This is a genomic window from Collinsella sp. An271 (assembly GCF_002159695.1).
Taxonomy (GTDB): Bacteria; Actinomycetota; Coriobacteriia; order Coriobacteriales; family Coriobacteriaceae; genus Collinsella; species Collinsella ihumii.
In genome coordinates this window covers 62,081-82,722 of sequence record NZ_NFJE01000010.1, presented here as the reverse complement: position 1 = coordinate 82,722, position 20,642 = coordinate 62,081, and the positions used below count along the sequence as shown (strand labels likewise).

Below are 20,642 nucleotides of genomic sequence, written 5' to 3'. Positions count from 1 at the left end.
TTCTTCACGTTCGCGGGTGGCTGTGGGGTGTGGGATCCGTTCGCGTCTCTCACTGAGGGGGCTGCAGGCGCCTCGCGCTGACGCACGGCCGCCGCGGGGCCGAGAGCGCGTCGCCCACAGGCAGCGATGCCCACGCGCCCGCGAGCGAGCCGGACTCCGTCCCGAGCGACACCATGCCTCGCAAGAGCGCCCCGAAGCCCCTGACGGGGCCTCGGGGCTTGCCCGACCGGAGGTCTGATACCCGCTGCCCAAGCCGGGGAGCCGGGGCGCGTGCGCCGGGTCGCAGCCGCCGTCCGCACCGGCGCCGCGATCATCCGGCCGCGGCTCGGGCACCCGTCCGCCCCCACGGGCGCTTCGTCTGCGCCTCCGCGCCCGCCGGAGCGGCCGCGTCCCTCGCCTCGGACATCATCTCATCCGCGCCGGCGCGGCCGTCGCCCGCTCCTCGCGGCGTCGCACGCGCCCCGGCACCCCGTCCTGGGCTGCGTTGCCGCCATCCGAACCGCCGCGGCTCGCAGCGGACCCGCCAGACGCCCCTCCGCGCCTCGCAGCGACCTCACCCCCGCCGTGCCACTTGGCTCGGTACTCCCACGGCTCCATGAGCCCCGCCGCGACCTCGTCCATGTCCTGCCGCTTCTCGGCCGTCGTGTCCGTGATGATGCTGTCGTCGAACGTCACCCTGATCCCGCCCTCGTCGGGCAGCCCCACGCCGATTCGCCGCTCCACCGCAAGCAGCGCCCGGCAGATCCCTGCGATCGCGCCCTCCAGCGCATGCTCGTGTCTCCTGATGTTGCGCATCAGCGCCGAGTTGTCGGCCGACACCTCCGTGGCCGTCTTCACATACCCCACGTTCTCGAGGTCGAAGTAGTTGATGCCGAAGCCGCACAGGTCGCCGAGCGTCTGCAAGGCGACACGGAACGCCCGCGCCTGCGCCTCGGTGCGCAAGGCCGGCGCGAACTCCTGTATCGTGTCTTCGGTAGACATCACCTTGCGGAAGACCGTGCAGTCGCCCTTGCCGAACGGGGTGGATACCTTGCCGCCCTTCCCGTCGCGCTCGACGTCGAACATCACGTCACTGAGGAACACGCGCATCTTCCCATTGTCGATCTCGCTCATCATCGCGTCGTAGCAGAGGTCGACCGCCTGTATCGCGTCCACCGCGTCCGCGAACACCGACTGTCCGTAGGGCGACATGTCCACGCGTGTGTTGTCGATGGCCGGCTTCACAAGCGAGAAGGTCGGCCACGCAGATCCTGTCTCGTACACCGGGCACACGCTCTCCGGCTCGACGCGGTTGCCGTCCCGGTCGAAGCACGCCGTCACGATCCTGTACGTGCCCTCGCTTTCATCGTCAGTCAGGCGAGAAGGACCCGCCGCCGAAGCCCCTCCGGATGATTCGCTTGGCGAGAAGAACGCGTCGGCAGCGCCCTTAAGGTGCAGCTGCACCTGGTCGATGGCACGTCCCCTCCAGAACGCCCGCGTCACGAACGCGCACTCCGTCACGCCCTCCTCGTCCCACGTGAGCGGCACCACCATCCGCGCGTCGTAGCGCCTCACGCGAACCTCGCCCGCGCCCGCGTCCACCCAGAGCGCCCAGGCGCCCGTCCCCAGGCCGAACGCCCGCACCACGCACTCCTGCGCCGAGGCGAGAAACCCGGTCCGCGCCATCCACGCCGCGAGCCAGTCCGTGCACGCCTGCTCCGCGCACGCCACCTGCGTCCGGTCGTTCAGCAGCAGCGACCCCCACTCCCGGCACACCCGCATCGCGGGATGGATGGACCGACGGTGCACCTCGTACACCCGCCCCACGCCGTCCGTGTCCCGGTAGTCGTAGAAGTCCCCGAGCGCCCGCATCCACCGGTCCCACGCCCGGATGTGCGGCTCCATGTCCTCCAGCGGCAGCGAGAACCCGAGCCCCCGCAGCCACGCCCTCACATGCTCCGGCACCCAATACTCGTTATCGTGAGCGTCCACACCGCACCTCCCGCGTCGTCTCATCCACTACGCCGAAAGGTACGCGCCCGTCCCAAACTCCTCATGCTTCTGGGTCTGCTGCCGTTGCTTTCCCTTCTTCCCCTTATGCCGCTATATCCGCTATCCCATAGAGGGCACGGGCGTGTTCATGTGCACGCGCGCGAGAGCCCCGTTATTCGGGTGCCCCTCTTATTGCCGCTATCCATGTTCATGTTCCTGCTTATGCGGGCTGCATAAGCAGGCTCCTCGCGCCCAAGGTCGCTCGTCCGTCGCGCCGCCAAGGTCGGCGCTCTTGTTCCGCAAGCCAGCCCGGCCGCCGCCGCGCGCCGGCGCCCACATCGCATCTCCCGGCGGCGCCCGGTCCGTCTTGCTCCACGCTCCGGCAGCCCCGCGAGCGGGTCTGCCTCCGCAGCTACGGGTGCCTGCTGCGCAGTCACCCTCCGCACCGCTCCGTGCCCGCTTCGCGGTCACTGCGCGGGCTCCGCAAGCCCCCTTGCGGGGCCTTGCTCCGCAGGGGAGGAGAAGAACGAGAAGGACGCCCATCCACGCACGTCCACCAGCGCTTTTTCACATTCCGGAGATAAGCTGTTGATAACCCCTCGGCGCTCCGCGCGAACCGTCGCCCCGTGTCCTGAAGCGTTTCATGCCGAGAAGAACACCCGAAATCCCCCTTGTGGAAAACCCCGGTCACGGTCCGCACGATGGCCCCACGGGGCGGTGGCCGCCCTCGTGTCGTGAATCTCGCCGGCACCGTCCCGCGCTCACGCACACCCCGTTCGTTGCTCTCCCGTTTTTTAGCTGCCGAGAAGGACGCGCGGCAACCTCTCCCGGCTACCGCGCGCCCCGCACTCCCTCGCAACCCTCGTTTGCCGAGAAGGACGCCCGCGCACATCACCCTCGCAGCACGTCGTCCATCATCGCGTAGCGCACCGCGTCGATCGAGTGGTCGTTGCCGTCCGGGATGTCGTCCACCCACGTCCCGTCGCGGTCGCGGTCGTACTCCTTGAGCCGGAACTCCTCGTAGGCGAGCGGGCACCGCTCCGGGTCGATGCGGATCTCGCGCAAGCCCGCCAGCCACTCGTACGACAGCCGCCGCATGTTGGACTTCCTCGCCGGCCGAACGCGAAGCCCCGCCTCGCGCCGCCACACGGCCATGCTCTGCTTGCCGTCCGGAGTGTCGTCGCACCATATCAGCTCGTCGTGGAGGTGGGCGTCCTCGCCCGGAGCGTCCGCGTAGGTGAGCGCATCGGTCACCAACGCCGCCGTCTCGGCAGGCGTCTTGCGGTTCGCCGACAGCTCGCCGAAGATCGTGAGCCGCCGCTCGCCGGGCTCCCAGCCGCAGCGCACGAACCGCCACGGGTCCGGGAACCACCCCCAGTCCACGCCGCAGCGCGTGCGCGAGAAGCCCCGCACCCGCGCATCGGACAGCCGCACCGAGACGACGTTGTTGAACACCGAGCCGCCGGTGCCCGTCACCTCGCCCAGGTACTCGCTCCGCCAAGCACGCTCGTCCACCGAGCGCAGGTACTCCGCCTCCTCGACAAAGGGGGCGCCCAGCCACTCGGGGTGGCTCTCGACGACGTCGAGGTAGCTCGACTGCCGAACCAGCGTGTCCGCCCGCCGCTCGCGCTCCAGCTCCTCGCGGTTCACCCAGCTCCAGAGCGTCCGGGGAGGGTTGTAGGAGTAGAAGATCCAGAAGTCGTCCCCGCCGCGCCTGAGCGAGTTCAGGATCGAGCGCACCGCGTCGATGCCGTCGAACTGGTCGAGCTCCTCGAACCACACCACGGCGACGTACCCGCGCGAGAACTTCACGCCCTTGAGCTTCAAGGGGTCGTCCGCCCCGCGGAACACGATGCGCTGCCCGGTCGGCAGGTACGTGAGCTCCATCGGAGAGATCCGCGCCCGGAACCACTGGTCGAGCCCCAGCGCCGAGACCGCCCACGTCACCTGCTGGAACACCGAGTCGCGCAGCGTGTTGCTGAACCGCCGCACCACCACCGCGTTCGCCTCCGGGTGCGCCAGGAGGAGAAGGATGATGCACACGCTGATGAAGCTCGACTTCGTGGAGCCGCGCCCGCCGTGGAGCCAGTAGTGCGTGTGCCCGTGGGCCATCACGTCGCCGAGCACGTCGTGGAACTTGGGGATTACGAGCGCCGATGCGTCAACCATTCGAGCCGCCCTCGTCGAATCCCGGCAACTTCTCCTGCACCGGCTGTGCCACCACGCCGAGCACGATCCTCGGCGCGGCGTCCGCCTTCGCGTCGTCGCGCTGGCGCTCGGCCTTGCCGAACTCGTCGGGGTACTTGCGCTCCAGGAGCCACGCGGCGGCCGTCCAATACTGGTTGCGCGCGAGCGCCGCCGAGCGGATCGTCGTGAGCAGCGTCCGCTTGAACGCCGATTCTTCCTTTTTTAGTCCCTCGCTTAACTCGCGCTGCAGCCTGTTCTTGGGGTCGCCGATCCACCGGTAGAAAGTGGACTCGTGGATTCCCAGCGCGCAGACGATGTCGCCGTTGGAGAGCCCGTCCGCCTTGAGGCGGATCGCCTCGTCCACCATCTCCTGCGTCAGCTTCGCCCGCCTCGCCATGCAATCACCCCCGTGAGCGTCATAGATTCCCTCACGGTGGATTCTCAGAGCCTGTCACAAGGAATAGAATGGATGCGCGCCAATAGCTTGTTAGCGCCATGATGGAGTTTGGCCTCTGCCTGTTTGAGCTTGCTCAAGGAGGTGGTTGGATGAGCGGATTTGTATCTGCCCTGTCAAGCTTTTGCTCACTGGTGGCTACGTGGCTAGGCGGCGGTGGCCGAGCGCTCGTCATGGACTATCAAGGTTCTAGCCACATCTGGTTCGAATCCAGACACCGCCGCCAGATTACTTCTTCCGCTCCCGCTTACCCTTCAGCCCGTACTTCCGGCACAGCCGCGAGTTGCGTTGCCGCATCATGTCCCGTTCGCGCCGCACGTCGTCGATCTCGGACGCCTCCTCGGCGGCAACCCGCTCGCGCTCCAGCTGCTCGTTGAAGGCGCGCTCCTGCGCCAGGTGGTACTCCTCGGTGCACCGCCGGCACATGCCGGTCTGCCGATTGATCTTAACGCCTACCGCGCCGCAGGAGGGGCACACCGTCTGCACCGCCAGTGAGCAGTGGATACGGCTCGCGCGCATCTCCACCGCCCGCACAGAGTGGCGCACGCCGCAGCGCCGCTCGATCTCGGTGGCGGCGAACGCCGCGCCCCTGAAGCTCACCTCGCGCAGGACGTCGTCCTGCTCCTCCGTCCACCAGCTCATCTTCGCCCCCTCCCGGCCCGTCTCATACGCCGCCCGCGTGCGCCATCGCGCCGAACACTGCCGCTTGAGACACAATGCAAGCCCGCTGCCAGCGCAAATGCCGCCCGTCTCAACGTCTCAAGCAGAACAGCACCCGGGCACCTTGCGCGCATGTGCGCGCGCACGCCCGCGCGCGATGCCCCATCAACTCTCCTTCCCGTCAAGACAGCAAGACAAGAGGGGTGGGCAACCACCCTCACCAGCCGGTACGGCCGTCTCAAACCCCGTCTCAACATGGCGCGCCTCCTTGAGACGCGATGCCGGCGGCGCCAGCGCCCGTGGCCCCGGCAGACCGGTCGAGAAACGCCTCCAGCGCCTCGTTGTCGATGCAGACGCAGTAGACGCGCCCGGCGTTGCGGAACCGCTTCTGCCGGGTGTAGCGGTGTCCCGAGTCGCGCACGAGGATGCGCTCCTCGTCCATGCGCCGCAGCGTCTTGGCACGGTCGAAGTTCGCGCCCGCGAGCGCCCGCTCCAGCACGCTCGAGAACACGTACCAGCGAAACCCCGCCGCGCACGATTTCTCCTCGATGGCGCCCCAGCGCTCCAGCCGGTCGTTCTCGCAGTAGTCGTCGAAGTGGATGCGGTTGCCCGCCAGCCATTCCGCGACGAATTGGATGGCGCGCGTGTCGGTGTCGCTCTCCGTCCCCGTCGCGTTGCCGAGCGCCCACGCCGCCATCGTCATCGCTCCGTCCAGGCACGACGCCCATTCGGAGCCCGGTGCGAGCACGTAGTACTCGGCGAGCGCGTCGGCGAGCGCCAGCAGCGCGATGTTGTCCGCCTGGGGGTGCCCGGAGGCGATGTCGCCCACGCCGTCGCGCACGAGGGAGAACAGGTCAGCGTAGAACGCCGGCTCGTTCCTCTTCAGCGCCGCCACGTAGGCGCGGCCAGCCGTCCCGTGCTGCACCGCGACGAGCCGGTGCATCGCCTGGGCCGCCCGCACGTCGGCGAAGGGCTCGCCCGAGAGCTCCAGCGTGCGGTTCGAGGCCCCCTGCTGCGTCGAGTCCCCGACGATGGGGATCTCGCCCGTGGCGATCGTCAGTGAGCGCCAGCTGCCCGCCCGCATCATCGAGCGGTCGGAGTTCAGCGCCCCGCGCTCGTGACCGAGCGAGAGCGAATAGAGCAGGTCCTCGACGATCTGGCGCTTCGTCGCCTGCCCGCCCGGTGCCCCCTTGCTCTGCAGCTCGTCGATGATCACGGGTATGTCGTGCAGGAGGGCCGCCGCCCTCACGATGCTCTTGGGCGTGTCCGCGAAGGTGCGAAAGTAGGAGTCCGACCCCTCGGTAGGGTCGCCCCACACCGATCCCGCCGCCTTGAGCGTCGGCGTCTTGCCGGAGCGCGAGCGCCCCCAGACGTAGACGATGAAGGTCTGCACGCCGAGAAGCGCCACGAGCGGCGAGGCGAAGCTCGCCGCCAGGACGCAGCGGAACAGGGGCGACGCCGCACGCGCCGGGGCGACGCCCGCGACCCACTCGGCAAGCGTGCCCGCCGCCGCCATGAAGGGGCGCGCCTTCAGCGCCTCGTCGGGAGAGGGGTCGAAGCGCACGTCGCCCTCATCGTAGGGCATGAACGCGCCGAGCGGCCCTTCCGCCCATCCGAGATGCGTCACGCTTCGGGCTCGCGGCCGCTCGCCGCCGAGCCTGCGCTCGCAGTCGGTAAGATAGCGCACCACGTCCTTGGAATTTGTGCTCGATATGTTCGCCCCGAGCGGCGCCAGCGCCCCGATGATGCGCGTCTGGTTCAGCAGCACGTCTCGGTCGAGCGCCCGCTCGCGCACCCCTCCGGCCACCGCCACGCGCACGAGCGCGCGCACGTCTCCCGTGTCCACGTCCACCAGGTCGCATGCGATCCACGGCGCGGTCGCCGTCACGGTGTAGCGCAGCTCGCCGGCCGCGTCCGCCGCCCAGAGCCGCCCGCGTTCGTCGACGTGCCAGCCCTCGACTGAGGGCGCCCCCTCTGTGGCCTCCCTCGACCCGGCGTCATCGCCGGGTACCCCTTGCTGCTCGCGCCGCGTTGATATCGAACATGCGTTCTTGTTTTGAGGGCGAGGGGACCGTTCCGTCCGCCGGTCCCTCGGCCTGTAGACGTCCGTGCATCCCGCGATCGCGCGCTCGATCGTCTGCGCGCCGTACGTGGAGCCCCCGCGGCGGGAGTCCCACTTGTCGCGCATGAGGCCGGAGCGCCGGAAGATCCGGTCCATGCGACCGGCGTCGCGCCCGCACCAAAAGGCCAGGTGGGAGCACAGCGCCATGTCGGCCGCCGACCGGTCGCCTCCCTGCGCCGAGCAGTCGCCCGCCATCAGCGCCCGGATCGCCTCGCCGCTGCGGGAGGCGTACATGCGCTCCAGCAGCGCGTCGTCGTCCGTGCCGCCGGACGAGCTCGTGCCCGCCGCCGACAGCGCCGGCTGCACCGCGGCCTCCGGCTCGATCCACGTTCGGTACGCCCGCTCGACAACGGCGGGATTCTCCGAGATGGCATCGTGCCCCTCGAAGACCGTCCCGGTAACAGTGAAGTACCGGTCGCGGTCGTACATCTCGACCACCCGACCTCCCGGCTGGCCTTTGCGCGACCTCTGCGCCCAGTCGGGTTTGCCCCCGCGGAAGATGAGGTGGAGCCCGTCCCCGGAAGGGGACACCTCGGTGTACGTCCCAGCCTGCTCGACGACCCAGCGGTACTCAGCGTCCAGCGCCCCGTCGACAATCACGTGATCGAGGTCGAGCCCCGTGTACGCCCGGTCGGGCCCGAACACGAACCCAACGCCGTCGCAGCGCCACCGCCCGACGGACGCCACGGCCTCATCGAAGGTCGCCCACGTCGCCGGGTCGGTGCTCTTGGCCATGCGCCCGTTCGCCGCGCACACCGGCAGCTTCGTCGCCTTGCCGCCGCGCTCCTCGCGCCGCCAGCACACCCAGCGCGCCTCCGCCCGCAGCTCAGCGGGCACGTTTTCTAGCGATGCCATGGAGAAGCACCGCCCGTCGCCGTATGCGCTACACTGTCTCCCCGAAGAATCCCGCCAGGAATCTTCATCGCGGCGGGCGTGGCTGCAACCGCGCTCGCCGCCCCTTCGGGGTAATATCCGACCGGTCCGCCGCATCCGGGCGCGCCTGCAAGCGCCCCCGCACCGGCACCCGACCGCCACCGCTCAGCGGGCGCGCGCGTCGTCGCCATGTCCCACCATTCCCTTTGCCGTGTTCGGGAACACCAGATCCCTGCAGATGTAGATCCGCCCGTCAACCTTGTCCGCCGGAATCCGCCCGGCGGCGATGCTTCGCCGTATAGAGTTCACGTGCTCTCCGGTCGCGTCGGCAAGCTGCTTCGGCGTCATCAGCAGCGGCAGCTCGTGGAAGCTCCTGACCATGACTCCTCCCTTCCTGCGGCAAAGCCGCGCCCTCGCGAGGGCTCTCTTGCGGCCCCCGTCCGTACGCGCTACATTACCACGCTTGAAATCACATTGCGATACAAACTCGCCTAATGATTGTAAAACTGGTTGCTTGGTGATTCTCAATGTTGTAATATGATTCCAACGGATACTACAGGAGGCATCTCTACGTATCGGGCCTCCATAGGACGCACGCATCCGAGGAGGGCCGAGCCGTGCCTAACAGCCTGCAAAATCTCAGGAAGGAGGCGGGATACCGCACGGCAAAGGACTTCGCCGAGGCGGTGGACATACCCGCACCCACCTACACCCGCTACGAGCAGGAGCCCGCCAAGATCCCCATCGAGCGCGCCTGGATCATCGCCGACTTCCTCGGCTGCACCATCGACGCGGTCGTCGGCCGCACGCCCATCAAGCCCAGCGAGATGCGCGGCCCCGTGCAGCGCGTCTACGACGCCCTGTCCGACAAGAACAAGGGCCTGCTCGACGACTACCTCGACTACATCCAGTACAAGGACAGCAAGGAGCAGGCGCGCGACCGCGCGCAGGACCAGCGCCGCTACGAGGAGCTGGTCCAGCAGTACAGCCGCCAGTTCTACGAGTCCATGGGCTCGGGCGAAGCCGACTTCATCGACCTGGTATCGCTCGGCGATGCCGACGCCCTGCGCGCGCGGTTCCTCGAGTTCGTGGAGACGCGCCTCGCCGACGAGCGCGACCGCGAGATCGCCGACGCCCTCGACATGGCGGAGAGCGTAGGGCGCCGCAACGCCCGCGACAACGGCTGGGAGTTCGAGGTGGCGGGCGAGCGCTTCCTCATACGCGACACGAAGCCCAAGGAGCCCCTGTCGATCGAGCTTGCCTGCTACAAGCTCTCCAACATGCTCTCCGCGCAGTACGAGGAGCGAGACCGCGAGGTTCTGGAGGGCATCACGTCCGCCTACGACGGCATGCGCCGGCGCCGCAACGCCTTCCCGCACGCCCTCGGAGGCTCGTTCGGCAACAACCGCGGCTAATAGGAAGGAGGCATCGCACAAACAGATACGGGCCCGCAGGAGCTGGTACCTCCCACGAGCCCAAAGACAGTCCCAACCAAGCGCTAACAAGGAAAGGACCGGTGACATTATATGCCATCGACCGACCATGCGGCCACAGGCGCCGCCATCTGCGCATACCGCGCCGCACGGCCCATCAGCCATCAAACCGCTGCCCGCCTCCTCGAGAGGAGGTGCTAAACATGGCCAAGGTAATCGGCGAGGGCACCATCGTCCAGCTCGAGAAGGACAAGCCCAAGTCCAAGTGCCGCAAGTGGCAGCTGCGCGTGCCCGTGGGCCTCGACCCGCGCACGGGCAAGTACAAGACCCGCACGCGCCGCGTCAACGACATGACCTACACCCAGGCCAAGAAGGCTCTGCGCGACTTCATCGAGGAGATCGAGGACGACCGCGTCTGGAGGCGCACCGGCACCACCTTCGAGGAGTGCGCCGCCGACTTCATGGAGCGGCGCGACCTCTCCGGCGAGTTCTCGCAGAACACCCAGCTGCGCTGCCGCCGCTGCTTCAAGGCCGTCTCCCGCCACATCGGCAAGGCCGACGTCGCCCTCATCACGCCCGAGATGATCGAGGACATGTACGCGGCGATGCGCCAGGGCGACACGCTCTCGGGAAAGCCCTCGAGCGGGGCCTACCTGAACCAGATCAACAAGACCCTCGACCTCATGTTCCGCGAGCTCGTGGAGCGCGACGTCATCGTGCGCAACCCCATCGACAAGGTGGCGACGCCAAAGGTCGACACCAAGGAGAAGCGGGCCCTCACGCCGGCGCGTATGCGGCAGCTCGTCGACCAGCTCGAGGTCGAGACCTCGTGCGACATCGGCTACTTCCTGGCCATCACGATGGGGCTCCGCCGCGGCGAGATCTGCGCCCTGTCGTGGCGAGACATCGACTTCGACAACAAGGTGCTCACCGTCAACCACAACTTCGACGCGTTCCGCAACCTCAAGGAGGCGAAGACCCACGCCGGCATGAGGAACCTCCCCATGCCCGAGTTCGTCTGCGATGCGCTGCTGCGCCGCAAGAAGGCCCAGCAGGAGTACTTTCTCACGCGCAACTACCTTCACCGAGGGCTCAAGAAGGGCTGGAGCGAGCAGACCGAGGACACGCCCGTCGTCCTCGACTTCTACGCCCAGCGTGTGCATCCCGACACCTTCGGCAAATGGTGGGAGCGCGACCGCAAGCTCCTCGGCCTGGACGGCTGGTGCCTCCACGAGCTGCGCCACTCCTACCTCTCGATGCTCGCTCAGCAGGGCGTGCACCCCAAGGTGATGCAGGAGCTGGCAGGCCACGCCAGTGCCACCATCACCATGGACATCTACACCCACGTGAACATGGACCAGAAGCGCGAGGCGGCCGACGTCATGGAGGGCGCCTTCCAGGGCGTCGGAGCGGAGGAGGAGTTCATGGCGAAGCACGCCGAGGACGCCCCGAAGGGCCGCCCCTACAAGGTCCGCCATGTTCGTCCGTCACGCCGTACGAGAGCACCAGAACAAGCCCCGGTACAAACCGAGGAACGATTCGTACCAGATTCGTACCAGCAGCCCGACCGCCCCAAGTTCCAAGTAATCACCACCGCCCCTGACCTGCGAGTTTCAGAGGCAATCTAACAAGCTCAACCAACGAACCGTCTCGAACTGGGAGCTCGGGCAGGGTTCGCCTGCGCTCGACAAGGCCGCAGAGCTAGCCCGGCTCTACGGCGTGACGATCGACGACCTTGTGAGCGATGAGGTCGACGTGGTGAGCACGGGGCGCGACCGCCGCGCGCGCGACCTGCACGTGCTGCGCGCGTTCATCGGGAAGACGGCCCTGATCGCGTGCGCCGGCGACGGCGGCGTGCTCGAGGACGCGGAGGTGCTCGACATCTCGGACGGGTGGATGCGTGTCGCCTGCACGGTGAAGCGCTCGCGGCTGGGCTCGCCCAAGGTCGAGCGGGAGCGCGTGGTGCGGCTGATTGACATCCGGGACATCGAGGGCATCGCGACGGGGACGGAGGCGTAGGGGATGGATACGTTCTACCAGGTGATCAGCATACTCACGTTCGGGTTCGTCATCGCGCTGTTCGTCTGGATGCCGACGAAGAGGGACCTGAGGAGGCTCGTCGCGCACGACGGCGACCGCGACCGCGGGCTGCGCGGGCAGCTCGAGCGGCGCCGCGGGAGGTCCGTCACCCTCATGCTTGACGAGCTGAACGCGGCGGTCGGGACGGCGGAGCTTTCCGGCACGCTCGAAGACGTCGATGACGAGTGGGCGCTCGTGGAGCGCGCCGGCAAGCAGGGCGGCTCCCAGCTCGTGGCCGTGCGCCTGGAGGGCATCCGCGCCATCGAGGAGTGAGGGGCGCGGGCGCGAGGGACGCGGGCGGCGGTTTCGTCTCCGGGAAGACCGGGCGGCTGCCGAGGTCGCCAGCGGGTATCATGGGGGAGAAAGCAACCGATTTTCGGGAGGGCCCGTGAACCAGCCGAGCATCCGTACCGTCGTCGCTCTCGCCATCGCAGCCTTCGCGGTGTATCTCGCTATCTACTATTGGCCGAACATTGCCGGTTTTATCGGGCTTATTCTGCAGGCGGTGGCGCCGCTTGTGTATGGCGCTGTGCTCGCCTACCCGCTGAACATCCTCATGAGCTTTTACGAGCGGCATATGCTGCCGAAAAGCAGCAGCCGCGTCGTTGCGCGCGTCCGACCGGGCCTTTCGCTCGTGGCGGCGCTACTCACGCTTGTCGCGGTCGTCGCCATCGTGCTGCGTCTTGTGGTGCCGCAGCTTATCGACTGCGTACGCTTGCTTATCGACGAGTTGCCGGTCGCCTTGCAGGCCCTGTTTTCATGGCTCGAAGAGAGCAACCTCATCACGCCCGCTGTTGTGGAAAGCGTCACGGAGTCGCTCGGCGCCCTCGATTGGCAATCGCACGCGAGCAGCCTTGCGACCACGGTCATGTCCGGCGTGGTCGGAGCGGTGTCGGGCGTGGTCTCCGGCACGGCGACGTTTGTGCTCGCGTTCATCTTCGCGCTGTTCATCTTGCTCAACAAGAAGGCGCTTGCCCGTCAGCGCGACCTGTTGATGGAGCGCTATCTTCCTGCGTCCACACTCGCGCGCGTCCGCTATGTCCTGGGTATCGCAGACGATTGCTTCCACCGTTTTCTTGTCGGGCAGTGCACCGAGGCCGTCGTGTTGGGTGCGCTGTGCGCCCTCGGCATGTTCCTGCTTGGCCTGCCCTATGCGCTCATGATCGGGGCGCTCACCGCGTTCACGGCACTCATCCCCATCATCGGCGCGTTCCTCTCCGGGGCGGTGGGCGCGTTTCTCATCCTCATGGTGTCTCCCGTACAGGCGCTCGTCTTCCTCGTGTTCATCGTGGTGCTGCAGCAGCTCGAGGGGGACCTCATCTACCCGCACGTCGTGGGCTCCTCCATCCAGCTGCCGGGCATCTGGGTGCTCGCCGCGGTCACGGTCGGCGGCGGCGCGTTCGGCATCGCCGGCATGTTCGTGGGCGTGCCGCTCGCGGCCTGCGCCTACCGTCTGATCAAAAACGACGTCTACGGGCAGCGGCGATAGCGGGCGCGGGCGGTCGCGGCCCGCGCCTTCCGCGTGATCGGCGTCCAGTCCTCCATCGGTCCATATGGGTTGAAACGAACCCGTCCCCGATCATCCCTAAAATGAAGAAGTAAAATGAATATTCAGTAAAATGCATCGGGTGTGGATACCATAGAGCACGAGGGAATCGAGCCGAAGGGAGTCGGATGCCGGCGATTTTTACCCAGGAGGAGCGCGAGGCGCTGCGCCGCACCATGCTCGACGCGGGATGGCATTGCCTGCTCGAGCGGGGCTACCGCGCAACGCGCGTCGAGGATGTCGCGCGCGAGGCGGGCATCGCGCCCGGGACGTTCTACGGGTTCTTCAAGTCCAAAAGCGAGTTCGTGGCAGAGATGGTCGCCGAGAACCGTCGTGTGCTCATGGATGAGCTGTACGACATGATCTCCCAAGCGAAGCGAAGGGGACGGACGCCCGAGCGAGGCGAGCTTGATGCGTGGATGCGCGCCGCATGGCATAGCGACCGGGCGATTTTCCGCTGCGTCGATGACGCCGACTTCCGCAAGATCCGCCGCGCGCTGCCCGGCGATGTGAGCATGGGGCCCGAGCTCGCGGGCGGCATGCTCGCGAGCGTCGCCGATGCGGTGCGCGCCGCGGGGGGCGAGCCGGATGCGGAGCTCGCGGCGTCGCTGCAGCGCGTCTGCGCCCTCACGCTGCTGGCGCGCGACGAGTTCGCGCCCGCGGCGCTCGAGCGCACGGTCGACGCGCTGATCGATGCGACGCTCGACGCGCTGTACGGCAGATCGGGACGATGCGACGAAAGGGTTGATGGCGATGAATAGGACTGGAGCGAGGGGCGGCGCCGCGCATCGCGGGTGGGCGCTGTTCGCGATTCTGTGCATGACGTTCATGGAGGTGCTCGACGGCACCATCGTGAACGTGGCGCTGCCGACGATGCAGGCGGAGCTCGGCGTCGAGGCGACCGAGGTCCAGCTCGTGGCGAGCGCGTTTCTCGTCATCACGTGCGCGTTTCTGCTCGTGTTCGGCCGCCTGGGCGACATCGTGGGCAAGGTGCGCGTGTTCCAGATCGGCGTCATCCTGTTCACGGTGGGGTCGGGGCTGTGCGCGCTGTCCTCCACGCTGCCGGTGCTCGTCATCGCGCGCGGCGTGCAGGCGCTCGGCGTGGCGTGCAGCCTCGCGAACAACCAGGGCATCATCACGGAGCTGTTCGCCGAGAGCCGTGGACGCGCGCTGGGCCTCGTGGCGACGTTCACGGCGTTGGGTGCCATGGCGGGCCCGACCGTTGGCGGCATGCTCGTGTCGATGTTCCCGTGGGAGTCGATCTTCGTCATCAACATCCCGATCGGCATCATCTCGTTCGTGATTGGCCTCATCGCCCTGCCGAATCGCCGCCCGACCGAGAAGCGGGCGCTCGACGTGTCCGGCATGCTGCTCATCATCCCCTCGATCCTGCTCGTGTTCGTGGCCATCACGCTCATGGAGACCGCGGCGGGCCCGTTCGAGTTCGGCCTGCTTGCGGTCGGTCTTGTGCTTTTGGCCCTCTTCGTCGCGGTGGAGCGCCGAGTGCCCGAGCCGCTCGTGCGCCTCGAGGTGTTCAGAAACGTCAGCTTCGATATCGACCTCGTCGCCATGGTCCTTGTGTTTTTGGGCCTTTCCGGCGTGACGATCATCATGCCGTTCTACCTGCAGAGTGCGCTCGGGCTCGATCCGGGCGTGGCGGGCCTCGTCATGGCGTGCTACCCGCTGGTGAACGCCACGATCGGAACGCTGTCGGGCGCGCTGTCCGACAAGATCGGCTGCATCAAGCCGACGATCGCCGGACAGGCCGTCTTCTCGGCGGGCCTGTTCGGGCTGTCGTGCCTGGCGCTCGACACGCCGATTACGGCCATCGTCCCCATGCTCATGTTCACCTCGCTCGGCAGCGCCATGTTCCAGTCGCCCAATAACTCGCTCATCATGGGCCATGCCGCGCCCGAGATGCTCGGGTTCGTGGGGTCGCTCGGCAACCTGATGCGCTACCTCGGCCAGTCGCTCGGCATCACCATCTCCACGGGCGTGCTGTACGGCAGCATGAGCGCGGAGGCGGGCTATCGTGTCACGAGCTTCGTGGAGGGGCGGCCCGAGCTGTTCATGCACGGCTTGGCGACGGTGTTCCACCTGCTTTCCGCGCTCGTCCTGATCGCGCTCGCGTGCTCGCTCGTACGCACGCTCGTGATCGACCGCAGGCGCGCGTAGGTACCCGCCGCGAACGCGGTCGGTCGGCACCGCTTTGAGCCGCGCGGTCCCGGGGCTGCCTTGCCGGGGCATGCCATCTGCGGGCGATTCCGGCGCCTGCGCCTGCGGTCTTGCGGCATCTCCCGCTATGATGGATGTAGGGCGAATGGGTTGGAATGAACCCGTCCCCAACCAACCCATTCAGGGGCGCGCGGGCGAGGAGGTGCGGCATGCGGGTCATCGTCGAGACGAACAGCCGCGTGCGCGTCCGCACCCGCACGCGCGCCAGGCGCGCCGTCGTCCGCCTGCTTCGCTTTCTGGCGGGCGCCCCGGACACGACGCCGGGCGAGGCCATCGTGGTTCGCCGCGTCTCCCGCGTGGGCACCGTGGTCCGCGCCGTGGTGCCGGACCCGCTGATAGAGAACCGGCAGGCGCGCGCCATGGCGACGGGGCTCGTCGTCGGCGTCGTCCATGTCGCGTTCGCGCTCGTAAACGTCGTGATGGGGCTGCTGGCGCAGTCGGTGTGGATCCTGTCGGTGGGCATCGTGATCGCGGGGCTCAACGCGGGCAAGTCCTACCTCGCGTCGGGCGCGCTCATGAGCGTGACGCTCGACCGCAGGGTCGAGAGCGTCGACTCGCTGCGCCGATGCAGGCGGGCGGGAACGGCGCTGGCGCTCGCCGTGCTCGTCATGTCCGGGACGGTCGCGCGCATCGTGCTCCAGGGGTTCGGCGGCACCTACCCGGGCGCGCTCATGTATATCTATGCGGCCTACGCGTTCGTACTGGTCACGGTCGCGCTCGTCAATCTCGTGCGCGCGCGTCGCGAGGAGACCCTGTCGGTCAAGGGCGTGCGCGTGTTCAACCTCGCAAGCGCGATCATCTCGATATTCGCGCTGCAGACCGTGGTGCTCTCGCGTGTCGACTGGGAGGGGTTGCCGGTGCGCGTGTCGCGCAACCTCGTCGAGGGCACGGTCGGAGGCCTGGTATGCCTGGTCATGGTCGTGATGGGGCTGTGGCTTGCCCTGACGGCGACGGCGCGCCTGGCGGAGCGGGGCCGCTCGGAGGTGCGCTACCGGACGTGATGCTTTTAGGGACAGTCCCCTTTTTACCAGCGATGGAGCGTCGCTCCATCGCTGGTAAAAAGGGGACTGTCCCTAAAAGCATCACGCTAGGTGGGTGCTAGCGGCACACCACGGTGTCCGCGAGGGGCTTGCGGCTGTCGTGGTTGGCAAGGGGGCCTGCGCCCTCAGCCGCATACCCGAGGTCGAGCAGCATGAGGACCTCTTCGTTTTCGGGCAGGTCGAAGCGCTTGCGCACGGCGTCGGGATCGATCAGGTTGATCCAGCAGCTGTCCACGCCTGCGTTGTAGGCGGCGAGCATCATGTGGGTCGCCACGATGGTCGCGTCCTCGATGCCCGAATCCCGCGCCCCTCCCGGATAGGTGAACACGTTTTGGGCGTCGAAGGCGACGAGAAGCACGGTGGGCGCGCCGTACCGGCACCGCGTCAGCTCGTCGATCGCGGCGAGGTCCGCCTCTTTCTGCAGGACGTAGATGCGCTGCTCCTGCAGGTTCTTGGCGGTGGGGGCGACGCGGCCCGCCTCGAGGATCGCCTGGAGATGCTCGGGTTCGACCTGCCTGCCGTCAAACTGCTTGCACGAATAGCGATTCTTCACGACGTCGGTGAATTCCATGTCGATCGCATCCCTTCGAACTGTGAGAAAATAGTGCTTGTCCCCATTTTCCCACAAGGAGGGCGCTATGGACGTGACGGCCATCGAGACTCGGCTGCTGGCACATCCGGGTGCGACGCGGGCGCTGCACCCCTCGTGGGGCTGGATGGTGTACTGGGTGGGTGGCAAGCAGTTCGCCTGCGAGTTCACGGCGGCCCAGAACGCGAAGGCTCCGTATGCCGGCCGGCACCTTCTGTCGCTCAAGTGCGATCCGGAGCGCATCGTCGAGCTCCGCGCGGAGTTTCCCGCGGCGGTCTTGCCTGGGTACTACTCCGACGGCAGGACATGGATCTCGATCGATCTGGATGATACGGGCGTGCCGGAGGATCTGGTGCTCGAGCTGTGCGACGCGAGCTTCGACCTCGTGTTCGCCAAGCTGCCCCGAAGGGTCCAGCGGGAAATCATGCAACAATAGGTGCGTTTGCCTGAACGGACCGATGAGGGAGGGGCCATGGCGAAACGTTCGTGGCAGGTGAAGCTCGCCTGCGTATGGGGCGGCGAGCTGATCTCGGTGCTCACGAGTTCCATCCTGCAGATGGGCTTCATCTGGCACATCACGCTCTCGACGAATTCGGCGAGCATGCTGTCGCTCGCCTCGCTCGCCGGGTTCTTGCCGCTCGCCGCGTTCGGGACCTTTGCCGGCGTCATCGTCGACCGCATGCCCATCAAGCGCGTGCTCATCGGGGCCGATCTGTTTATCGCCGCGGTGAGCGCCCTGGTCGCCGCCGTGTCGGCGACGGGCGCGCTGCCGGTGTGGGTGGTCATCGTCGCCTTGTTCTTCCGCGCGATCGGCAGCGCGTTCCACACGCCGGCGTTTCAGACCCTGACGCCGCTCGTGGCGCCTCCCGAGCACCTGACGCGTCTGGCGGGCGTGTCGCAGGCGGTGCAGTCGGGCGGTTACATCCTGGGCACGGCCGTCGCGGCGGTCATCTACCCCCTGTGGGGCCTTACGGCCATGATCGCGCTCGATGTGCTCGGCGCGCTTTTGGCGACGGTCGCGGTCATGGTCGCGCGGCTCGACGTCGGCGGCGCTCAGGCGGCCGGCGAGGCGGAGGCGGCGGGGCCCGTCGGCATCTCCTCGCGCGTACGCGCCCTGCTGCAGGAGACCGCTGCCGGCTACCGGGTGCTGCGCAGCTATCGCGGCCTCTTTGCGCTTCTGTGGTGCGGCTTCGTGTTCACGCTCGTGTTCTCGCCCATCTCCGCGCTGTTCCCGCTGATGACCATCGACCACTTCGGAGGGACGACGGCCGATGCCGCGACGGCGGAGATCGTCTTCTCGGTGGGCATGATCGCCGGGTCCGCCCTTCTCGCCTCGACGGGCGGCTTTAAAAATCGCGCGCTTACGGTTGTTGCGGCGACGGCGCTCTATGGCGCCGCCACGCTTGTGGCAGGGTTGCTCGGCCCAAACGGATATGTCGCCTTTTTGGCCATGAGCTTCCTTATGGGCGTGAGCTCGCCGTTTTACTCCGGTCCGCAGACCGCGCTCATGCAGGAGAAGGTCCCGCCCGAGTATCTGGGTCGCGTGTTTGGCCTGTACGGCGCGATCATGTCATGGGCCCTGCCGATAGGCCTTGCCGTGTCGAGTCTGTTTGCCGATGGGGTCGGCGCGACGCTGTGGTTTGCGGGTGCCGGTGCCGCCATGCTCCTTCTTGCGCTGGCAACATGGGCGATTCCGTGTATCCGCACCATCGAGACGGACAGCGAGAGGGCCGCTGATTGACAGATACGGGATTTGAGCCTCCGCATATGAGGTTCAAGCCGGATCGTTGCTCAATTTGGTATCAATAATCGAGCCATAATGCGCGTCCATGCGTTCCCGCGAGCTCGAGAAGCAGGGCTCGCTCATCCTATCTTCAGAGAAAGCGCAGGTAAACGTGGTGACATGTTCGATGATATGCGCCCCAGAGAAACTCTGAAAAGGGCCTCGAGCGCTGCGGGCCGGGTCGGCAGGGCGGTTGACTGTACGCTATGGGAACACCGCCCCGTTGACGGTACGCCACAGGAACGCTTTCGGGCGAAAAACGTTCCCATAGCGTACAGTGGACGGGGCGGTGTTCCCATAGCGTACAGTCAACGGGGCTGCTCTGCGGGACAGGCGGGAGGCGGAATCCCGCAAGAGGCGGTCCCCGGTCCGTGCCCCTCGTCTCGTCCTCCGCGCAAAAGGTAAGGCCTCCTTGGTGCATAATGGTGTGTGGTCATGACGCGCATGACGCACCGAGAAAAGGAGGCGCAATGGGACTGCAACGCCATGGCGGGTGCGGGGCGCAAGACGCCTGCGCAGGGGAATCGTACACCGACCTGAACGCTCGGATCATCGACCAGTGGATCGCCGACGGCTGGGAGTGGGGCACGCCGATCTCGCACGAGCGGTATCTGGCCGCGCTCGAGGGGGATTGGTCCATGGTGCTCACGCCCGTGCGCACGGTGCCCCGCGACTGGTTCTTCGCCGACATGCGGGGCAGGCGCGTGCTCGGCCTGGCGGCGGGCGGAGGCCAGCAGATGCCGCTGTTCGCCGCGATGGGCGCCGTGTGCACGGTGCTCGATTACTCGGAGCGCCAGGTGGCCTCCGAGCGCCTGGTGGCCGAGCACGAGGGCTACGAGATCCGCGTCGTGCGCGCCGACATGACGCGCCCCCTGCCGTTTGACGACGGGGAGTTCGACCTCATCTTCCATCCGGTGTCCAACTGCTACGTCGAGGACGTGCTGCCTATCTGGCGCGAATGCTTCCGCGTGCTGGCGCCGGGCGGAAGGCTCCTCGCGGGCCTCGACAACGGCTTCAACTACGTGGTCGATGACGACGAGGAGCGCATCGTCCGCGGTCTGCCGTACAACCCGCTGCTCGACCCGTCGCTCATCTCGGAAGACGAGCTTCCCGAGTGGGGCGTGCAGTTCTCCCATACGATGGACGAGCAGATCCGCGGTCAGATCCAGGCCGGCTTCCGCCTGCTCGACCTGTACGAGGACACGAACGGATCGGGTCGTCTGCACGAGCTCGGCATCCCGTCGTTCTGGGCGACGCTTGCGGAGAAGCCGGGTGATGTGGCCCGTGGGGGATACCATGGTTGACGGCACCTACCGGGCGACGCTCGACACGCCGCTCGGCAGGAAGACGGGAACGCTTACGGTGGCGTGCTCCGGGGACGGTCGGGTGAGCGGCACGTTGGCGGCGTTGGGCAAACGGTACCCCCTTGTGTGCGGGGCGCCGCGCCGGGAGGGACCATCGACGGTGGTCCCCCTTTCGGGCAGGCTCTCGATGCTGCTCCAGACGGTGCCCTTCACCTGCGACGCCCGCTTTGATGGCAATCGGGTGACGGGCACGGTGCGCACGCCGTACGGCGACGTCCGAATCGAGGGCGAGCGGGTCCGCGCCCGGCAATAGGAACGGCTGCAGGGCGGGGTCGACCCGCCGTTTGCAGGCAAGGGAGGCAGACA

General features: G+C 67.4%; 19 protein-coding genes. 12 read left to right on the top strand and 7 right to left on the bottom strand.

Going from position 1 to position 20,642, the window contains the following annotated elements; genetic code table 11:
• Nucleotides 1-405 precede the first annotated feature (405 nt).
• The 6 genes from B5F74_RS09490 to B5F74_RS09465 form a co-directional block, all read right to left on the bottom strand.
• On the bottom strand, nt 406-1,971 hold the full coding sequence (locus tag B5F74_RS09490; protein ID WP_239283452.1) for a hypothetical protein: 1,566 nt from the start codon (nt 1,969-1,971) through the stop codon (nt 406-408).
• Nucleotides 1,972-2,862: 891 nt separating this feature from the next.
• Nucleotides 2,863-4,140 (bottom strand): phage terminase large subunit, encoded by a 1,278-nt coding sequence (locus B5F74_RS09485; protein ID WP_087201949.1) that lies wholly within the window; start codon nt 4,138-4,140, stop codon nt 2,863-2,865.
• Nucleotides 4,133-4,555 carry a hypothetical protein gene (locus tag B5F74_RS09480; protein ID WP_087201947.1) on the bottom strand — a complete coding sequence of 141 codons (423 nt, stop codon included), beginning with the start codon at nt 4,553-4,555 and terminating at the stop codon, nt 4,133-4,135. Before B5F74_RS09480 ends, B5F74_RS09485 begins: the two co-directional genes overlap by 8 nt.
• A 285-nt stretch (nt 4,556-4,840) precedes the next feature.
• Complete coding sequence (locus B5F74_RS09475; RefSeq protein WP_087201945.1) at nt 4,841-5,254, bottom strand: hypothetical protein; 414 nt, start codon at nt 5,252-5,254, stop codon at nt 4,841-4,843.
• Between the two features lie 268 nt (nt 5,255-5,522).
• A complete protein-coding gene (locus tag B5F74_RS09470) occupies nt 5,523-8,249 on the bottom strand; it encodes a DUF927 domain-containing protein (protein ID WP_143753844.1) in 2,727 nt (908 codons plus the stop codon).
• A gap of 183 nt (nt 8,250-8,432) precedes the next feature.
• Nucleotides 8,433-8,648: a helix-turn-helix domain-containing protein gene (locus B5F74_RS09465; RefSeq protein WP_066834602.1), complete on the bottom strand. Its 216-nt coding sequence runs from the start codon at nt 8,646-8,648 to the stop codon at nt 8,433-8,435.
• Nucleotides 8,649-8,884: 236 nt separating this feature from the next.
• Here B5F74_RS09465 and B5F74_RS09460 point away from each other — a divergent pair, with 236 nt between their 5' ends.
• From B5F74_RS09460 to B5F74_RS09425, 8 genes are all read left to right on the top strand, one after another.
• Nucleotides 8,885-9,682, top strand: a complete 798-nt coding sequence (locus B5F74_RS09460; protein WP_087201940.1) for a helix-turn-helix transcriptional regulator — start codon at nt 8,885-8,887, stop codon at nt 9,680-9,682.
• A gap of 221 nt (nt 9,683-9,903) precedes the next feature.
• Nucleotides 9,904-11,328: a site-specific integrase gene (locus B5F74_RS09455; protein WP_204212536.1), complete on the top strand. Its 1,425-nt coding sequence runs from the start codon at nt 9,904-9,906 to the stop codon at nt 11,326-11,328.
• Complete coding sequence (locus B5F74_RS09450) at nt 11,300-11,719, top strand: helix-turn-helix transcriptional regulator (RefSeq protein WP_087201938.1); 420 nt, start codon at nt 11,300-11,302, stop codon at nt 11,717-11,719. Before B5F74_RS09455 ends, B5F74_RS09450 begins: the two co-directional genes overlap by 29 nt.
• Before the next feature lie 3 nt (nt 11,720-11,722).
• Nucleotides 11,723-12,052, top strand: coding sequence for a hypothetical protein (locus tag B5F74_RS09445; protein WP_087201936.1), 330 nt, complete (start codon nt 11,723-11,725; stop codon nt 12,050-12,052).
• A 115-nt stretch (nt 12,053-12,167) separates the two neighbouring features.
• Nucleotides 12,168-13,268, top strand: a complete 1,101-nt coding sequence (locus B5F74_RS09440; RefSeq protein WP_158095739.1) for an AI-2E family transporter — start codon at nt 12,168-12,170, stop codon at nt 13,266-13,268.
• 185 nt (nt 13,269-13,453) lie between these two features.
• Nucleotides 13,454-14,086 (top strand): TetR/AcrR family transcriptional regulator, encoded by a 633-nt coding sequence (locus B5F74_RS09435; RefSeq protein ID WP_087201932.1) that lies wholly within the window; start codon nt 13,454-13,456, stop codon nt 14,084-14,086.
• A complete protein-coding gene (locus B5F74_RS09430; RefSeq protein ID WP_204212534.1) occupies nt 14,079-15,500 on the top strand; it encodes an MFS transporter in 1,422 nt (473 codons plus the stop codon). The genes B5F74_RS09435 and B5F74_RS09430 overlap by 8 nt, the downstream gene beginning before the upstream one ends.
• 209 nt (nt 15,501-15,709) lie before the next feature.
• Nucleotides 15,710-16,561 carry a hypothetical protein gene (locus B5F74_RS09425; protein WP_087201928.1) on the top strand — a complete coding sequence of 284 codons (852 nt, stop codon included), beginning with the start codon at nt 15,710-15,712 and terminating at the stop codon, nt 16,559-16,561.
• Nucleotides 16,562-16,658: 97 nt separating this feature from the next.
• Here B5F74_RS09425 and B5F74_RS09420 read toward each other — a convergent pair whose 3' ends face one another.
• Nucleotides 16,659-17,171 carry a nitroreductase family protein gene (locus B5F74_RS09420; protein ID WP_087201926.1) on the bottom strand — a complete coding sequence of 171 codons (513 nt, stop codon included), beginning with the start codon at nt 17,169-17,171 and terminating at the stop codon, nt 16,659-16,661.
• Nucleotides 17,172-17,238: 67 nt separating this feature from the next.
• Here B5F74_RS09420 and B5F74_RS09415 point away from each other — a divergent pair, with 67 nt between their 5' ends.
• The 4 genes from B5F74_RS09415 (at nt 17,239) to B5F74_RS09400 (ending at nt 20,589) form a co-directional block, all read left to right on the top strand.
• Nucleotides 17,239-17,625, top strand: a complete 387-nt coding sequence (locus B5F74_RS09415) for an MmcQ/YjbR family DNA-binding protein (protein ID WP_087201923.1) — start codon at nt 17,239-17,241, stop codon at nt 17,623-17,625.
• A 36-nt stretch (nt 17,626-17,661) separates the two neighbouring features.
• Nucleotides 17,662-18,930 carry an MFS transporter gene (locus B5F74_RS09410; protein ID WP_087201921.1) on the top strand — a complete coding sequence of 423 codons (1,269 nt, stop codon included), beginning with the start codon at nt 17,662-17,664 and terminating at the stop codon, nt 18,928-18,930.
• Between the two features lie 512 nt (nt 18,931-19,442).
• Complete coding sequence (locus B5F74_RS09405) at nt 19,443-20,276, top strand: class I SAM-dependent methyltransferase (protein WP_087201919.1); 834 nt, start codon at nt 19,443-19,445, stop codon at nt 20,274-20,276.
• Entirely contained in the window at nt 20,269-20,589 is a 321-nt protein-coding gene (locus B5F74_RS09400) for a hypothetical protein (RefSeq protein WP_143753843.1), read from the top strand. The genes B5F74_RS09405 and B5F74_RS09400 overlap by 8 nt, the downstream gene beginning before the upstream one ends.
• The last annotated feature ends 53 nt before the right edge of the window (nt 20,590-20,642 follow it).

Coding starts and splice junctions, on each gene's coding strand:
- B5F74_RS09425 (WP_087201928.1), top strand. CDS start 15,710: ATGCGGGTCATCGTCGAGACGAACAGCCGCGTGCGCGTCCGCACCCGC.
- B5F74_RS09480 (WP_087201947.1), bottom strand. CDS start 4,555: ATGGCGAGGCGGGCGAAGCTGACGCAGGAGATGGTGGACGAGGCGATC.
- B5F74_RS09415 (WP_087201923.1), top strand. CDS start 17,239: ATGGACGTGACGGCCATCGAGACTCGGCTGCTGGCACATCCGGGTGCG.
- B5F74_RS09485 (WP_087201949.1), bottom strand. CDS start 4,140: ATGGTTGACGCATCGGCGCTCGTAATCCCCAAGTTCCACGACGTGCTC.
- B5F74_RS09445 (WP_087201936.1), top strand. CDS start 11,723: ATGGATACGTTCTACCAGGTGATCAGCATACTCACGTTCGGGTTCGTC.
- B5F74_RS09455 (WP_204212536.1), top strand. CDS start 9,904: ATGGCCAAGGTAATCGGCGAGGGCACCATCGTCCAGCTCGAGAAGGAC.
- B5F74_RS09405 (WP_087201919.1), top strand. CDS start 19,443: ATGGGACTGCAACGCCATGGCGGGTGCGGGGCGCAAGACGCCTGCGCA.
- B5F74_RS09465 (WP_066834602.1), bottom strand. CDS start 8,648: ATGGTCAGGAGCTTCCACGAGCTGCCGCTGCTGATGACGCCGAAGCAG.
- B5F74_RS09410 (WP_087201921.1), top strand. CDS start 17,662: ATGGCGAAACGTTCGTGGCAGGTGAAGCTCGCCTGCGTATGGGGCGGC.
- B5F74_RS09435 (WP_087201932.1), top strand. CDS start 13,454: ATGCCGGCGATTTTTACCCAGGAGGAGCGCGAGGCGCTGCGCCGCACC.
- B5F74_RS09430 (WP_204212534.1), top strand. CDS start 14,079: ATGAATAGGACTGGAGCGAGGGGCGGCGCCGCGCATCGCGGGTGGGCG.
- B5F74_RS09400 (WP_143753843.1), top strand. CDS start 20,269: ATGGTTGACGGCACCTACCGGGCGACGCTCGACACGCCGCTCGGCAGG.
- B5F74_RS09420 (WP_087201926.1), bottom strand. CDS start 17,171: ATGGAATTCACCGACGTCGTGAAGAATCGCTATTCGTGCAAGCAGTTT.
- B5F74_RS09475 (WP_087201945.1), bottom strand. CDS start 5,254: ATGAGCTGGTGGACGGAGGAGCAGGACGACGTCCTGCGCGAGGTGAGC.
- B5F74_RS09470 (WP_143753844.1), bottom strand. CDS start 8,249: ATGGCATCGCTAGAAAACGTGCCCGCTGAGCTGCGGGCGGAGGCGCGC.